The 16,370-nt window shown below is 39.6% G+C and carries 13 protein-coding genes; 6 read left to right on the plus strand and 7 right to left on the minus strand.

The window, feature by feature from the left end; all coding sequences use genetic code 11:
- Window positions 1–46 precede the first annotated feature (46 nt).
- The gene (locus HJP15_RS09875; protein WP_170173649.1) at window positions 47–2,824 is read right to left on the minus strand and encodes a collagenase; all 2,778 of its coding nucleotides are present in this window, start codon (window positions 2,822–2,824) and stop codon (window positions 47–49) included.
- Between the two features lie 437 nt (window positions 2,825–3,261).
- Between HJP15_RS09875 and HJP15_RS09880 the strand changes: the two genes are divergently transcribed.
- Complete coding sequence (locus HJP15_RS09880; protein WP_170173650.1) at window positions 3,262–4,800, plus strand: catalase; 1,539 nt, start codon at window positions 3,262–3,264, stop codon at window positions 4,798–4,800.
- A gap of 105 nt (window positions 4,801–4,905) precedes the next feature.
- Window positions 4,906–5,427, plus strand: coding sequence for an ankyrin repeat domain-containing protein (locus tag HJP15_RS09885; RefSeq protein ID WP_170173651.1), 522 nt, complete (start codon window positions 4,906–4,908; stop codon window positions 5,425–5,427).
- 44 nt (window positions 5,428–5,471) lie between these two features.
- Here the strand turns inward: HJP15_RS09885 and HJP15_RS09890 are convergent, their stop codons facing one another.
- Window positions 5,472–7,973, minus strand: coding sequence for a S8 family serine peptidase (locus tag HJP15_RS09890; protein ID WP_170173652.1), 2,502 nt, complete (start codon window positions 7,971–7,973; stop codon window positions 5,472–5,474).
- 577 nt (window positions 7,974–8,550) lie between these two features.
- On the opposite strand from HJP15_RS09890, the gene HJP15_RS09895 reads away from it, so the two are divergent.
- The 4 genes from HJP15_RS09895 to HJP15_RS09910 are packed head-to-tail and all read left to right on the plus strand — an operon-like array spanning window position 8,551 to window position 11,718.
- A complete protein-coding gene (locus HJP15_RS09895; protein WP_054204159.1) occupies window positions 8,551–10,065 on the plus strand; it encodes a curlin in 1,515 nt (504 codons plus the stop codon).
- 56 nt (window positions 10,066–10,121) lie between these two features.
- Window positions 10,122–10,502, plus strand: a complete 381-nt coding sequence (locus tag HJP15_RS09900) for a curli production assembly/transport protein CsgE (protein ID WP_231658990.1) — start codon at window positions 10,122–10,124, stop codon at window positions 10,500–10,502.
- A 16-nt stretch (window positions 10,503–10,518) separates the two neighbouring features.
- Window positions 10,519–10,932: a curli assembly protein CsgF gene (locus HJP15_RS09905; protein ID WP_054204189.1), complete on the plus strand. Its 414-nt coding sequence runs from the start codon at window positions 10,519–10,521 to the stop codon at window positions 10,930–10,932.
- Window positions 10,933–11,718, plus strand: a complete 786-nt coding sequence (locus tag HJP15_RS09910) for a CsgG/HfaB family protein (protein ID WP_054204157.1) — start codon at window positions 10,933–10,935, stop codon at window positions 11,716–11,718. It begins immediately after the preceding gene.
- Window positions 11,719–11,790: 72 nt separating this feature from the next.
- On the opposite strand, the gene HJP15_RS09915 is transcribed toward HJP15_RS09910, so the two are convergent.
- The 5 genes from HJP15_RS09915 to HJP15_RS09935 form a co-directional block, all read right to left on the minus strand.
- Window positions 11,791–12,162, minus strand: a complete 372-nt coding sequence (locus tag HJP15_RS09915; protein WP_054204156.1) for a hypothetical protein — start codon at window positions 12,160–12,162, stop codon at window positions 11,791–11,793.
- A gap of 17 nt (window positions 12,163–12,179) precedes the next feature.
- On the minus strand, window positions 12,180–12,656 hold the full coding sequence (locus HJP15_RS09920) for an HIT family protein (RefSeq protein WP_054204155.1): 477 nt from the start codon (window positions 12,654–12,656) through the stop codon (window positions 12,180–12,182).
- A 36-nt stretch (window positions 12,657–12,692) separates the two neighbouring features.
- Window positions 12,693–13,385, minus strand: a complete 693-nt coding sequence (locus tag HJP15_RS09925; protein ID WP_170173653.1) for a helix-turn-helix transcriptional regulator — start codon at window positions 13,383–13,385, stop codon at window positions 12,693–12,695.
- Between the two features lie 163 nt (window positions 13,386–13,548).
- Window positions 13,549–15,057 (minus strand): trehalase family glycosidase, encoded by a 1,509-nt coding sequence (locus tag HJP15_RS09930; RefSeq protein WP_170173654.1) that lies wholly within the window; start codon window positions 15,055–15,057, stop codon window positions 13,549–13,551.
- Window positions 15,058–15,059: 2 nt separating this feature from the next.
- Entirely contained in the window at window positions 15,060–16,304 is a 1,245-nt protein-coding gene (locus tag HJP15_RS09935) for an MFS transporter (protein ID WP_170173655.1), read from the minus strand.
- Window positions 16,305–16,370 lie beyond the last annotated feature (66 nt).

A 16,370-nucleotide genomic window follows, 5' to 3' on the forward strand; every position in this document is an offset into this window, starting at 1 on the left:
TTTACATGGGCTTTTTGTGGATTTTTATTAAATTATTGGTTTCACTTTAACGGCAACCACCGCTGTTAAAGTCAACGACTAGGCTTGCACCCGTGCTATTGCCTGATACTTTTAAATAACCCCAATATTGACTCTGGTTGCTAATGTAAATACATTCGCCATTCCCTGTATTGCTTGACTGTGCTTGTTCATTCACACCATTTGGCCAGCCACTATTTGAATAGCTAAGGCTCATATCACCACTGCCATTTGCGGTCGTGATCGCCACACCATTTTGTCCTTGCACATCGCCAATACTAAACCACATTGGGTCGTTGTTACCTAAACAAATCACATCGCCATCATTTAAACGCCCACTACTGCGGCTCCCTTGTGTTGCACATACATTTGGTACGTTACTCGCAGCGCCAGTGTAAGACGCTGTAAGTTGCACGTTATCAAACATATTATAGCCCCGAACCATGACTTGATATGTACCAACTTGTGCAGGGTTTATTGCACATTGCTCACTGTTACCACCCACATACGGACGACAATCGTAGCTATTTACAGTTGGGGTAGCTTCATAACTGACATATAAATCAGCATCGCCTGTGCCACCATTTAAGTTAAACACTAAATCAGTCGCACCTTGTGGTACATCAAAACTAAAATACAACAATTCGTTCTGAGTACCACTTATCACTGTTGCCTGACCATTAACTAGTTCACCATCTCCAACACTTGTATCTGCTTCAACACTGGTAAGCGTTGTTACTGTTTGGCTACTACCTTGATTATCAACAACCGTTAGTGACACTGTATATTCACCCGCAGTCGTGTAAATGTGTGCAGGATTTGCTTCATTAGAGCTACTACCATCACCAAAGTCCCACTGGTAGCTTGCAATTGCCCCATCGCTATCAACACTGCCATTGCTTGTAAAACTGATTTCACTATTTTGCATGCCGGCATATGGGCCGTTGATCTGTGCTGTTGGTGGATTATTGGTCGGTGTACCTGCAACTAAATCATCACACCATTGCACAAACTCATTTTCGTAACTATTTGCCCATTGAACTGTTTTAGCTTTGTATCCATTCCAATCGCCAACACGAGTATGAGCAAGCATGGCATTGATTTCGCTATTATGGCGCTCAAACATAAAACGAACGGCTAAATAGCCCCAGCGATAAATGCGGTCTTGATCAAAACCGTCATAGTTAGTGGCAAACACTTGCGCTAATGTATAACGAGAGCCATCACTGATGGTATTTTTAGCGGCTTCATTATTATCTAAATTAGCAACGTATTCTGCAACGCCTTCAGACCACCAAACAATATCTTGCGTTGGTGAATTAAAGTTACCGTATAAATCAAAGCGGCCATCAAGATAATGTACATATTCGTGCTCTAAATTCCACACGTAATGCTCTGCATTGGCGTAACTTGCTTCATAAGCAATAAAATTTGCTTGATTACCCACAACAGAAGGGTCACCTTCTAAATACATCCCACCATTATTTGTATTAATACCAAAAATAGCACCCGCATATTTACCGTAATCGTCGCTGCTATCAAATATATTTACTTGTAAAAAACTGTTGTTATCATCAGCTACTGGTGTGTTATTTGTTGCTAGTTTATTATGAAATAAGCCCTCTTCCGCCCCCATTGCATCACATGCCGCAGCGTGTTGGATTGCAGTCATATTTTGCGAGCGAATTTTAATGGTGCTGCTACAACTGTAGCTTTGCGAAAGTGCTTGCTGGGTAAGTTGCTCCACAAACCCACAAATACCATAATCATTACAATCCGCGTAATAGCTGACAGAATCCGCTGTCGCAAGCCATACCGCATCGCCATAACCAAAACTGTTATAGGTGCTGAAAATAGCTTTAATGCCTGTATCTACCGTCGCTTGAATAACAGTGCCTGAATATTTCTTAAGCCGCGCTAGTTCACTTGCCGCATTAACAATTAAGTATTGTGCATCTGATCCAATCATCCATTGCTGTTGCGTAAACGTATTCAGTTTAACTACCAAGTCGGTATCTTTGCCTACAGCAGTAACAAACGCATCATTCCACTGACCACGATAAAGTAAGGTAAATATACCATTTACGGCACTGCGCATATTCCATTTTGCAGCATAACTTTCGTTAAAACGTGTAAGCCACCCCTTAACCACACCTAAGTAGCGGTGCTGTTGTTCTGCACTATCCATAGTAATTATCACTTCTGAAAGTGTTTTACCGTGGCCGTCATTATCATCATAAAAATGGGTATTATTAACAAATGCATCAATTGCACCTACAACCGCTGGCGTAACCCATGTCGCAAAACTAACACTATCGTTATAAAATTCGGCATAAAAGCCTGTGCGAAGGTATAAAAACAGCGCCTCTAACTCAACATTACCACCGCCTGAATAAGTCTGTGAGAGTGACTTTGCGTGATTCGCGACTGCAAACATATTGTCAGAGGTAAAAACCTGGCTTTGTATTGAAGTCGAAGCGCTAAAGAGTTCATTTATACAACTTGTTCCTTGGTTTTTTATCTCTGTAATAATGCTTGATGTACTTGCTATTGCTAACGCGTTGAGATCACAAGTAACAGCCGCTACCGCTTGGCTATGTACTATTAAGGTATTAAATTGCTGAGGCTGTGATTGCAGCTTTGCGATAGGTGCTTTTTCATTGTGTGCTTGCTCCACACCATGATGATGCACACGCTCTACAACCGCAGCTTGAGGCGTAAACAAACGCTCATGCGAAGTATTGGCAAGTGCAATAGAACTTACACCAAGTATTGGTAACGCGAGAATCAATGTATTAATTTTCATAATATACCTTCGATAATTATTATTATCTCAATCCAGAACGGGTTATTGAGGGTGAGAGTTGTAACATTTAATTATCATTGTATACAATATATTTTATATAACATTAACGAATATTGATATATTAGTTTTATTAAAAATGAAATATGCAATTCTTTTACACTGCAATTATAAATCAAATTGATGCGCAATACACAGCTAAGCTGCCTTACGTACTCGAGTGAGCGATAAGTTTAATTTGCTTTTTCTGGTCTTAAACCTGCTTATATACCCAAGCGATTCCCAGGTGTAAGCATCGTTGGGCATACATCAATCAATCCAAAATACAAATTGCACTAATCTAAACAATCAATTTTACCGATAGGCTTTTTACTCATACACTCAACCCTAGTAAAAACGCTTGCACTGATGCTGGCTCGATTAAATAGATGAGGTCGACAATGAACACACAATCAAACAAAATAAATAATAAAACCACACTCACTTTAAGTGCATTAGCACTGGCAATGGCACTGCCTGCTTCAGCTGCAACCACTCTTACCAAAGATAATGGCGCAGCAGTGGGTGATAACCAAAATTCAATCACCGCTGGTGAGCACGGCAGTGTATTACTTGAAGATGTACAACTAATTCAAAAATTGCAACGCTTTGCTCGCGAGCGTATTCCTGAGCGTGTTGTACATGCACGTGGCACTGGTGCGCATGGGGTATTTGTTGCGAGTAAAGAATTAGATGATTTAACTATTGCAGCCCCATTTAGTGAAGCGGGTAAAGAAACTGACGTATTTGTACGTTTCTCATCGGTTATTCACTCTAAAGGAAGCCCTGAGACACTGCGTGATCCACGAGGCTTTGCTACCAAATTTTACACTGATGCAGGGAACTGGGATTTAGTGGGTAATAACCTGCCAGTATTCTTTATTCGAGACGCCATTAAATTTCCAGATATGGTGCATTCATTAAAGCCATCTCCTGTTGATAATATTCAGGATCCAAATCGATTTTTTGATTTTTTTTCGTATGAGCCGGGATCAACACACATGCTAACTTGGGTTTACAGTGATTACGGTACGCCAGCAAGCCTGCGTAAAATGGATGGCTGGGGCGTACATGCTTACAAAATGATTAATAAATCGGGCGATGTAAAATACGTTAAATTTCATTGGGTAAGCCAGCAAGGTATTGATAATTTAGACGCTAAAGCCGTGGCAAAAGTACAAAGCCAAGATTTCCAGCATTTAACCCGTGATTTATACACCGAAATAGGCAAAGGTAATTTTCCAAAATGGGATCTTTACATTAAAACATTAGATCCATCACAACTTGATGACTTTAATTACAACCCATTAGACGCCACTAAAATGTGGTTAGATGTCAAAGAAACCAAAGTCGGTACTATGACCTTAAACCGTATGCCAACTAACTTTTTTCAATCTACTGAACAAGTTGCAATGGCCCCTGCCAATATTATTCCGGGTATAGAGCCATCTGAAGACCGTTTATTACAAGGGCGTGTATTTTCGTACTCAGATACACAAATGTACCGCTTGGGTGCTAACCACCAGCAATTGCCAATAAACCGTGCAAAAGTGAATGTAGTTAACTACAACCAAGACGGCGCAATGAACTACGGCAACACAACAAGTAATGTGAACTACCAACCAAGCCACGAAAATGTAGCTGAAAACCCAATTGCCCGTAGAAGCCAAACGCAGCTGAAAGGTTATGTACAACAGGCCGCGATTAAAAAGCAACAAAACTTTGCTCAAGCAGGTGTTTTATACCGTGGTTTTAGTAAACAAGAGCGTACAAATTTAATTAATAACCTAGCAGGCGATTTAGGAAAAGTGCAAAACAGCAGTGTTAAACACAAAATGCTTAGCCACTTCTACAAAGCAGACAGTGAGTACGGTACACGTTTAACAAAAGCTGTAAAAGGCGATATTAAAATGGTTAAACAACTTGCAGCTACCTTGTAAATAGCCAGTTGTTTAAGTTAGTCCCAACTAAACGAACACTTATATAAGCAACCACAACTATGAGGAAGGGAGTAAACTCCCTCCTCTTTTTAAAAGGCGACTGTTATGCGTAATTTACTAATTATAGCGACTGTATTAATAAGCTTTACCAATAGCGTTAATGCTCAAAATACAACAGATACACAAATAACGAGTACGCAAGTTGAACACCACAACTCGCCACAAGCACAGTACGATAGTTTACTCGCTTACTACTTTGCCGCAGCACGTACCAACGATACCGACGTAATTGAACAATTTGTAGAGGCTGGTATTCCTATCAATAGCTATAACATTAAAGGCTACACCGCGTTGATGATTGCCACTTATCATGGCAATAAAAACACGGTCAACACGCTTTTACACTTAGGCGCTAATGCCTGTTTAGAAGATAACCGTGGTAACACAGCGCTTATGGCTGCAATTTTTAGAGGTGAATTTAGTATCGCTAAAACACTCGTATCACTTGATTGCGACAACGCACACCAAAACAACGCAGGTCAAACAGCTGAACAATTTGCACATACTTTTGGCCAGCAACATGTAATTGAACTATTAGCAACAACTAATGACAAAAGCCAACCATAAAAAAAGCCCAGCGGGGAAACTGGGCTTTGAACAGTTCAAAAGTTTTAGTTAAATGTAACTGTCACTGTGTTCGAACATGCTGACTCAGTAACACATACTTGATAGTCGTAACTATCTAATGTTGCGTTACGCTCAAAATCACGATAGCGACCATTGTCAGATACTGTGTCTAGTAACTCACCATCACGGTATATGCTCACTTGCTCTGCAGCGACTGTTGGCCAAGTAAGATCAACTCGCATCGTACCCAAGCGTGTTTTATTAGCTCGTTTTAGTGAGAGCTCAATTTCAACATCAGTTACTACCACTGTTTGTGTGAATGTACCGGTGAGTCCTTCACTGTCAGTGGCTGTCAGTTGAACTTCATAGCTACCAGCTTGCGCAAATGCATGTACAGGGCTGCTATCTGTTGATGTATCACCGTCACCAAAATCCCATGCCCAACTAACAATATCATTATTGCTGTCAGTACTCGTGTTGTTAAAAGTCACCATCAGGCCTTGTGTGTCAAACTCAAAACCTGCTTGCGGAGGTTGAGGGCTCACTTCACCAATGGCACTAAAAGTAATAGACCAATTGTTTAATGTGCCAGTGTCTGCTGAAAGCGTATCTTCAACATGGAGAGTCCAATCACCTGTTGCTACTTCGCCATTAAAATTAGCAAGTGTATAGCTTTGTACTAAGTCATCAGCTCCGCCTCCAGTTTGACTATGAAGCGTTGTTGCAGTACCTGCAGGTGAAGTCAGCGTTACAACCAAATCACCGATATATGTGTGTGAAATATCAATATTCGCTTGCGTTGCAAATACCGTTAATGGGTCAGCAACGGTGATCACGGAATCTATCCCATCAACATTACTATCAGGAATATCGATAGATGTGTCGTTACTGTAAGTAAAGTCATTTAAACCAACTGGATCAACTAATAAACTTACCGATTTTTGCTTCGCCAGTTCGCCTGAAGACGCATTCACAGTAAAGCTATAGCCACCCCATTGCGTCGACTCTTGAGTAGGTACTGACAATGTAATAGCTTCACCTGGCATAGCAGTATTAGCAGATAAACTGGCACCAGCTAAATCACCCACAAGTTCAAGGTTAACAACACCATCCCACTGCGCGATTGACCCAATCTCAAATGTATAGGTTGCCACATCACCCGCGGTTATTTGCTGAGAACTTGGCGTAACTGATAATTTAAAGCTCGGCGTAGGATCTGCCTGCTCTAACGCTTGGTTCGCGTTTAAGCGTTTACCCGATACGGTTTTACCTTGCAGTTGTGCATTGTCATCACCACTGTCCATTAACAGTTGTTTGAGCTCACTGGTTGAAAGATCTGGATTGATCGATAATACCAATGCAGCCACACCCGCAACATGAGGTGTTGCCATTGACGTACCTGAATAACTTGCGTAACCATTACCTGGGACAGTTGATAGAATGGCGCTACCTGGCGCGCCTAAATCAACAGTCGTTGCACCCCATTGTGAAAAATCAGACATATTATCGCGACTATCAGTACTAGCTACGGATAACACACTTTCGTGCTCATAATTTGCCGGATAACTTGGGTTTTGATCGTTATCAACAGCATCATTACCCGCTGCTGCAACAAAAAGGATGTCGGCTTGTTCACTGGCTGTGATCGCATCAGCAAGTGCCTGACTAAAGCCACCACCGCCCCAGCTATTATTAAGCACACGAATATTTACACCGTCATTTTTTAAACCCACCATGTAATCAATACACTTGATTGCATTAGAAGTTGAACCACTACCTTGTGCGTCCAAAAACTTACAACCAACAATTGCAGCATCATGGTTTACACCCACTACCCCGTTATTGTTATTACCTGTGGCACCAATAGTACCTGACACGTGCGTACCATGGCCTTGATCATCCATTGGATCACCTGCACTAGTAATCGCATTAATACCGTAAATATCATCAACATAACCGTTATTATCATTATCAATACCATCACCTGCAATTTCACCTGGGTTAACCCACATGTTTGCAGTTAAATCACTGTGACTATAATCAACACCAGTATCAATTACACCCACAACAACATCTTTACCACCCGTGGTAATAGACCATGCCTCTAATGCATCAATATCGGCATCAGCAGTACCACCCGTTTGTCCTTCATTATGGAGGCCCCATAATTGTGAAAAATCAGGATCATTGGGTGTATTAGCAATACTTACACGGTAATCGGGCTCAACATACTCAATCGCGCTATGCGTTTGTAGTAACTTGATAGCCTCTTTGGTACTCATTCCTGTTACTTCAAACTTAGCTAAACGCCCTGACAAAATAGACGAATAATTATCATCAACTCCATCTTTATTCAAATCACTGATTTTAGCCTTTACCAAACTACGCGCTTGTAACCGAATAGCCTGTGACGTACCTTTTTTATACATGACTAACAATGAGTCTTGGCTCGCTTGAATAGAAGACTGCGCAGAAATATTCGTTACTTGTGCTGCTGCAAGACATGGCAAAATAGCCAAGCTTAAAATAGATAATTTAGTTTTCATTTACTGTATCCATAGTTAGAAAAATTAACTCAATGCAAAAGTGCAACTAAGTTTTGTTAACTTCACTACTTTGAAAAATATTACATGGCAAGATCAATAAATGACCACAAAAAAGAAAACACACAAGAAAAATTATGACCGCAACTGTAAAACCATTCTTTAACATGAGTTTTACCCATAACCTTAAAGAAAACCCATTCATTTTTACTGGTAAATTTATAGCTGCTCGACTACGCCAGTCTCATCATTTTTTACCAGTTACCAACAACAAAAACTTAACAAATTAGCAACATCAAATTAAGTCTTTGAAATTAAATGAAAATAAAAACCCTAAAAAAAGATGATTTAAGTCATTTCGATAACACAATACAGTAAATCGTCAGTTGATTTCGGCTCGCTTTTAAATAACACACAATACAGCACCGCCATCAACATAACTCTTCACCTCTTTGATGAATGAGTATTTTGCTCTTGATATTACAAAACTTAAATCGGCAAGGCATGCCGAACACAATGCAGGAATTGGCGGTATACCCATCAAGTCACTGCGCTAATAATTATAAGTTAAGGAAAAATCATGACATTGAAAAAATCTTTATTAACATGTGCAATCGCAGTTGCGTTGAGCTCAAGCTTTGTTGCACACGCAAATATAGAAGATAAAAATCAATCAACTTCGGTACTAGCAAGCCAAGTCTCAAGTACTGCGGTAGGAAATGTTCTAACAATTGAACAAACATCATTACAAGGTATAGGCAATGATGCCACCGTAACACAACAAGGCGATGGCCTTGAGGCTAACGTAAAAAGTTTAGGCGATAACAACAGTATTACGGTCGATCAAAAACAAATTCAAAATCTATCACTAACTTACACTGTCGGTGACAACAATACGTTAAGCCACAGCCAAGACGGTGAACTCAATGGCGCATTATCAGACGTAACAGGTAACGACAACACGATTGATGTCGCACAATATGGCAGTGGCTTTTTTGGCATTAATAATGAAGCTATCAACATCATCCAAGGTGATAACAATGATGTTGCAGTTACGCAACAAGACGGTGGCCATTGGTTCTATAATCTAGACTTACAAGGAAACGATAATACTCTTAGCGCATCACAATCAGGGTTATTAAACGAAGCAAAGATTGCATTGATCAGCGGTGATGAAAACTCAGTTGAAGTCAATCAAATTGGTCTGTTTAATGCTTTTGCAATTGACGAGCTTGTTGGCAACGAAAATGAGCTTTCAATCGACCAAGATGGTAATTTCAATGACGTTACAATCACTTCACTGCGTGGTGATGATAACCGCTTAGAAGTAGAGCAAGCCGGTGATTCTAACAAAGCAACTTTCGCTGATGTAGAAGGCGATGACAATAGACTCTCAATAGATCAAGAAGGTAATAACAACGTATTTACTTCTGATTTATTTGCAGGCACTGATAATGAAGTATCAGTAAATCAACAACAAAATGACAACCAAGTTGGCGCTGATGTTGTTGGTGATAATAACGAACTCACCGTTGTACAAAACGGTTCTACAAATGAAACATATTTAGGTGTTATTGGTTCAAATAACGAATTCATGAGTAACCAAATTGGTAATGAAAATAGCGCACACATTGCCAACTTTAATGGCGAAGGTAATGATGTAGACCTCGCTCAAGCGGGTGATATGAATACCGCGTTAATTCAGTCTTCGTACCCAGATACTACAATTGCATCAAATAACAACGACATCAACATTTACCAACTAGGCACTGCGAATGAAGCAGTTGTTACTTTTGGTAGCGTAATTGATAGCAATAACAACAGCGTTGATTTTTCTCAAAACGGTGAACTCAATGCGATTGATTTAGTAATGGAAGGTAATAACCATTCAATCGATATTTCCCAAGAAGGCGACATGAATATGGTGGCTGGAATTGGTAGCGGCGCATTTATTATCGGCGGCGATAATATCAATTTCGAAGTTACTCAAGTAGGTAACGGTAACCTTGTTGAAGGATCAATCATTAACTCAAATAGTTCTGTGATCATCACCCAAGTAGGTGATTTCAACACAGCAACCATTACACAAGAGTAAGGATATAGGGGGGTTATCGCCCCCCTATACGTTATACCATGTTAATTAAAACACTTATGACTTCATTTAGCTTGCTGTGTGTATTGACCTACAGCGCTTTTTCTCATGGTGCTGATGAATTAGAAATAGATGGTTTGGTACTTGATCGCAGTATTAGCCGCTTTGGTCATCAATTTTATTTTGAATTTTCTAACTTATGGCGCGATCTCCCTTCAACTGCGGGTTTTAACGTCGAAATAAAAGAAACAGTGTTACCTCGCGCTGGCACTCAACTTACCCTTATGATGAATAATCAAACTGTTTACGTAACCTATTTAGGACGTCGACTTGAACCAATTAGTGATCGCGTTGAGCACGCACTCTATGGCGTTATGGATGCAATGGCACGCTCAAATTTACACAAAGCTTCGCCAGATATGGCAAAAAACGGATGGTAAAATGACTCCCAATTTTATGAAATATATAATAACAATTATTACAACGGTTTTTTCTTTCACCTTGTGTGCAACCGAGCTTGTCTATACCCCAATAAACCCTAGTTTTGGCGGTAGCCCATTAAACGCTAATATGTTGCTCAATAAAGCGCAATCACAAAATAAACATAAAGCCCCGATTATAGAGCAAAGTTATGCTGAAAAATTTCAAGATTCCTTAGAGCGTACGTATTTAAATCGTATGGTACGTGAAATCACAGATATTGCTTTTGGCGAGGATATTGATGACAGTATTTTTAATCAAGATTCTATTTTCTTAAGCGGGGATTATGAGATTCAAGTGATCACTAGTACTGTTGATTCAATAACAGTACGTATTACCAACACCACTGATGGCAGCATTGTAGTTATTGAAGTCCCGAGGTTTAGCTAAATGAAAAAATTATCAATTACAGCATTTGCCATTGCATTATCTGCTCTTTTATCAGCATGTAGTAATGTGGGCCACTTGATCCCACCATCTAAAGAGTTAGCCGCTACTTTAGCACCTACTGATACCTTTACAGCACTGCAACAACTCCCTAAGCCAGCAGGTAGCATTGCCGTTTCTGTGTATTCGTTTCGCGATCAAACAGGTCAGTATAAACCACAAGGGAATGTGAGTTCATTTTCTACCGCCGTCACGCAAGGTGCAAATTCAATTTTAATGCAAGCACTGCATGAGTCTGATTGGTTTATCCCTGTTGAACGAGAAGGCTTACAAAATATACTAACAGAGCGAAAAATCATTCGCGCTTCTCAAGCAGATCAACCCAATGCTGTTGAACTCCCACCTTTAACGACGGCAAAAATAATCTTAGAAGGGGGTATTATTAGCTACGACACCAATGTAAAAACAGGTGGATTTGGCATGGAATATTTTGGCATTGGCGCATCAGAGCTATACCGAGAAGATGCAATCTCTATTTATTTACGTGCCGTAGATGTACGTACAGGACAAGTTTTACTTTCGGTTGCTACAAGCAAAAAAGTACTTAGCCAAGAAATGCGGGCAGGCTTTTTCCGTTATGTCAGCTACAAACGTTTAGCCGAAGCTGAAGCAGGCTACAGCGATAACGAGCCAATGAGTATTTGCGTCACTCAGGCAATTGAAAAAGCCCTCAGCGATTTAGTCATTAAAGGCATTGATAAAGGAATATGGGCAACAAAGCGTAGTTAATCTTTCCCCAACAACAGCCTTAGTAAATAGTTAAATCTATTGCCAAGGCTGTATCTAAATAGATAATCTTCGCTAGTAGTTATTACCAACTGCAATGCATAATCCTGCGATGCAAAAAAAGAATATCCACGACAAATGCTTACCTCGGGTAAACGTTAGCGACATAATACCACTTAGGATAAATACCACAGCAATAATATGCAGAATATCAATGCTGTAATTGCCGCTGGGGTACAGTATAAAGTAGATGATCGCCGCAAATCCCCACCAAGCAATGGTAGTTAAATGCCAAGCGAAACGTAATACACGCTTTGTAAACCAATCACTGCCAAGTAATTTTGGTAAATTGTCGCGTTTAAATAAGCGGATCAAAATATACTTTTCACCCAAGTATGAGTGAACTATTCCGCAAAATAACAATAAAAGTGCAGCTGCCTCTAACATAATGATCCTTCAGTAATCTAACAACTAAAACGTGGCACATGATCTTGAAGTAACTTGGCTAACACAGCAAGTTCGCTGTCATCAGCACGCTCGCAATCATGAGATGATAAATAGCCTTCATATTTTTCTATAAAGGGCCCGAATGTTGGTTCTATATGATGAAATTCAGATCCACTTCCCGTACCATGCATAGGTGATAATTTACTATGTAGATGATCAATTTCATAGCCTTCTAAAAACATACCTGTTCGCCCTACTCCATCGAGTACAGAGTCTAAAATAAGCGCTACTTTTTTAGTTGCGACTATAAGTTTTTCAAGAACTTGATCCGGTTGTGCAAAGGCATAACTTGAAAGGTGCTGTTTAGGGATCACAACCGTGGCCCCTTTCGTGTTTGGGTAAATAGTTAAAAAAGCCAAATGTTCATCGTCTTCCCACACTTTGTGGCAAGGTTCTTTGCCAGCGACAATATCGCAAAAAATACACGTATTCATGCTATTTCCTATCTACTCAATAACTATAAAAAGCATTTAATCATGCAACGGCAATCTAACCGCCATATAACGCTGTGCCCAATTAGCAAGTTCAATACGATTACGTGAGCTGGTTTTTTTAAACGCACTATACAGGTGGGTTTTCACCGTGTGATCACTGATATTTAATCGATCAGCAATATCATGATTACTGGCACCTTGAGCAAGTAAGTATATAACTGATTTTTCACGTTTAGTTAAATTAACTAATTGCTCGTGTGTGCTATCGATATTGAGGGTATTTGACTGTTCACTATTTGTGACCATCGCGAGGATTTCAATGAAAGTAGATGAAATGATCTTACGGCTAAACCACAATTCATCATTAATTATGCGGACTAATCCTTTAAATACATTTTCTGGTGCGTCATGATCATAAAACACACCTTTAAAATTATTAAGCAATAGGTTTTTTTCACATGTTGCATCAGGATTAGCATTAAAAACAATAACAGGGCGTAATTTTGCTAGCATAATTAAATCTGCGGGCACTAAATCTTGCCAATTACTGCCGGCACTGTCGACTAAATAAAGGTCAAAATCATGGCGCTCACTCGTATGCGGCAAGCAGTCTTCCATTTTAACCTTGCCAAAAAACGCCTCTAGTATTTTTATCAAGTAAGAGTAGCTTTGTGTTTGAGGGCGTACGTTTTGAACTGTTTTTATAAATACAGAAGTCGGTCGAATCATCTGCTTTCGTCCTTGAAATATTTTATTCACAATACCCAATTAAATAACAACATTCAACCGTTATTTATTGATTAATACTATGATATATATAGTGTTTACAAGGATAGACGTCTAGCTATTTAGATTGAGACCGCAAAATAATATACTCTACAAATATAGTTTATTAAGAACCAGCCAAAAAGACTAACCTATAAAACCGCGAAGTCACGCCATTTGTCCAGCCAAACCCTTGCTGTACACTGTATTCACCGCCACCAGCACGGTTATCTGGTTCGCAAACGTTATATTTCTCAAGTAAACAACTATCAGCACTAAACCGCATTTCTATCATTCCTAACCAATTATGCATGACCGATGTTGCTTCTTTTTCAAAGTCATAATGTTTAAAGCCTTGCACTGCAAACCACTGCAATGGTGCCCAGCCATTTGGACTGTCCCACTGCTGAGATGTGTCACACAATGTAGTAACTAACCCACCCGGCTTTAAAAAGTCCTGCATAAGTATTTGTTTAACGCAGTGAGCTTGTTCTTCATCTGCGCACTTCACAAATAAAGGAACTACAGCAGCAAGTGATAATATTGGCGAGTATTGCTTTTGTCGAATATTATAATCTACAAAAAAGTAATGCGATGGATCCCATAAATACGTGTTAATCGCTTTTTTACGCTGCGTTGCTTTATGATTAAAATATACCTGCTTTTGTGAGTTATTTAGCTCACCAAAATACACTGCAAGTTGATTTTCGAGGTTATAGAGCAAACTATTCAAATCTACAGGGATAATATCGGTTGTTTGAATACTGGTTAAATTTGTATCTGCAAGCCATCGACGGCTAAAATCCCACCCTGATTCACACGCGGCGCGTATATTCCTAAAATAATCAGCCCGTTCAGATTCAGGTAATAGTGACGCATCGTGTAAATCTTCTCGTAATGATTCCGGCCTTGGCGTTGCCTCATCATCCCAGTAACGATTAAGTAGCGCATCATTCGCCATTCTAACAACACGTTTATGTGCTGGCACTTTATCAGATAACTGCTCACTGCCTTGCATCCAAAAAGCATACTCTTGCTCTAGTGCTACAACGCATTGTGATAACCATTGAGTATTCATATTGTCGCGGTGCTTTGCTTGCCAAACCAAATCAACCATTAACGCTAAAACAGGAGGTTGAGAACGCGAGCTATAGTACGCACGATTTCCATTTGGAATACACCCATTGCGCTTTTGTAAATCAATGAAATTAAATATCATGGCTTCAATGCTGGCAATGTCGCCAATGTCTTCAAGGCCCAACGAGGTAAAATAGCTGTCCCAGTAATATATTTCTTGGAAACGCCCACCAGGCACTGTGTAACTATGCGTTAATGGCAGTAATGAGCTGCTTTGTGGCTTATCAGCCTCTCGGGATAAGTAAGGCCATAAATCAGTAATATAATCACTCACGCTAGCTGTATTTATTTTCGCATCGGGTAACTCAACTGATTCAAAAATAAAATTGTCTATGACGAAAGCATACAGAGCTTTATCCTGTAATGGTCCTAGTTTCTCGTAACACTGGCAAGCATATTGCCACGTTTTTTTTGCTTTCGCATCGGCAAAGGTTTTGCTATCAGCAAATAAGCCACTTAACTGCACATCTAAAAATAATTGGCTATTTACAAAATTCATAATCATCCTTTAACTGGCTCTGCATGCTGAGCTATTGTCATTTTTTTAAATATAGAAACGCTGACTACCAATAAACTAATAGGGATCAAAGTGAGATAAAAAGCATGTTGTCCACTGAACTTATCAAATATATAACCGGTGATTATTGAACCTGTTGTCCCACCTAAGGCAGAAAAAACAACAATCAATCCCGTCATTGATGCATGCTGACTAGAGGGTAATGAACTGAGCATTACTGAATTTAATAGTGGATATAATGGCGCCATAAAAAAACCAATTAAGGGCAACATATAAGCGGCAAAAGGCACATCAAATACATTGGTTATATGGCTACCGTCAACGTCTTGAGTCAGTGGTAATATCAGCAAAACTAACATTGCCATTGCAATTAAGCACCCTAACAACAAACTATACCAACCAATCACACGTAGAACCTGCCCTGCAACTAACCGACCCAACGCAAGAGCAGCTGCAAATAAGCTGGCTAATTGAATACTGACATCGACTGGTAATTTCAGTACCTGATTATTAAACGTTGGCAGCCAAGTACCAACACCTTGTTCAACTAGCACATATAAAAATGCACTAATAATGAATATTAAAACCAAAGGCTTATATGTAAGTACCAACATTTCAACAAAAGCCTGCCAGTGCTCTCCCCGTTGGGCATGTGTGTCAGGGGATTTAATTGGTGCAACAGTTACAGCAACAAATGCCACAGCAATTAATCCTGCAAGCAAATAGTACACATTCAGCCAGGTGGTACTGTGTGCATCGTTGCTATCAATAAACCCAGAGAATATCCAATACCCTGATAATACACCCACCATAAATAGGCCTTCTATGGTGTTTAGCAATGAAGAATGTGTGTTAGCGTTGTCAGTAACCTGGCCAATAACTGAGTAAACCGATATTTTCATAATCGCAAAACTGCAACCAATCACTGCAAACAATATTTTAATCGCATAAAATTCGGCAATATAGGGTACCAATAAACATATTAAAGCCACCAACCCTAAGGCCAATAGCATGGCAAATTTATACCCAATACGTGGGATAAAGGATGCAACAACAAACGATATAATCGCGATTGTCAGGTCTTTATAACCTTCTAAAACAGAAGCTTGCATTTTTGTGATATCAAAACTATTGATAGCCTGTAAAATCACAGTACCAACACTATTGAGTAAAATAGCGAACACAAAGTAACTGCATGCCAATGCTATGGTTATTCTTATTGAGTTCATTCGCTTAACCTGTTGTTGATTTCTTTTTAGAATAGTTTAGCTAAAATAAAAATGCAAACGTTTGCA

Source organism: Pseudoalteromonas sp. NEC-BIFX-2020_002 (genome assembly GCF_013002825.1).
Taxonomy (GTDB): domain Bacteria; phylum Pseudomonadota; class Gammaproteobacteria; order Enterobacterales; family Alteromonadaceae; genus Pseudoalteromonas; species Pseudoalteromonas neustonica.

Excerpts from the sequence above, each read along its gene's own strand:
- HJP15_RS09875 (WP_170173649.1), bottom strand. The coding sequence starts at position 2,824 with ATGAAAATTAATACATTGATTCTCGCGTTACCAATACTTGGTGTAAGT.
- HJP15_RS09880 (WP_170173650.1), top strand. The coding sequence starts at position 3,262 with ATGAACACACAATCAAACAAAATAAATAATAAAACCACACTCACTTTA.
- HJP15_RS09885 (WP_170173651.1), top strand. The coding sequence starts at position 4,906 with ATGCGTAATTTACTAATTATAGCGACTGTATTAATAAGCTTTACCAAT.
- HJP15_RS09890 (WP_170173652.1), bottom strand. The coding sequence starts at position 7,973 with ATGAAAACTAAATTATCTATTTTAAGCTTGGCTATTTTGCCATGTCTT.
- HJP15_RS09895 (WP_054204159.1), top strand. The coding sequence starts at position 8,551 with ATGACATTGAAAAAATCTTTATTAACATGTGCAATCGCAGTTGCGTTG.
- HJP15_RS09900 (WP_231658990.1), top strand. The coding sequence starts at position 10,122 with ATGACTTCATTTAGCTTGCTGTGTGTATTGACCTACAGCGCTTTTTCT.
- HJP15_RS09905 (WP_054204189.1), top strand. The coding sequence starts at position 10,519 with ATGAAATATATAATAACAATTATTACAACGGTTTTTTCTTTCACCTTG.
- HJP15_RS09910 (WP_054204157.1), top strand. The coding sequence starts at position 10,933 with ATGAAAAAATTATCAATTACAGCATTTGCCATTGCATTATCTGCTCTT.
- HJP15_RS09915 (WP_054204156.1), bottom strand. The coding sequence starts at position 12,162 with ATGTTAGAGGCAGCTGCACTTTTATTGTTATTTTGCGGAATAGTTCAC.
- HJP15_RS09920 (WP_054204155.1), bottom strand. The coding sequence starts at position 12,656 with ATGAATACGTGTATTTTTTGCGATATTGTCGCTGGCAAAGAACCTTGC.
- HJP15_RS09925 (WP_170173653.1), bottom strand. The coding sequence starts at position 13,385 with ATGATTCGACCGACTTCTGTATTTATAAAAACAGTTCAAAACGTACGC.
- HJP15_RS09930 (WP_170173654.1), bottom strand. The coding sequence starts at position 15,057 with ATGAATTTTGTAAATAGCCAATTATTTTTAGATGTGCAGTTAAGTGGC.
- HJP15_RS09935 (WP_170173655.1), bottom strand. The coding sequence starts at position 16,304 with ATGAACTCAATAAGAATAACCATAGCATTGGCATGCAGTTACTTTGTG.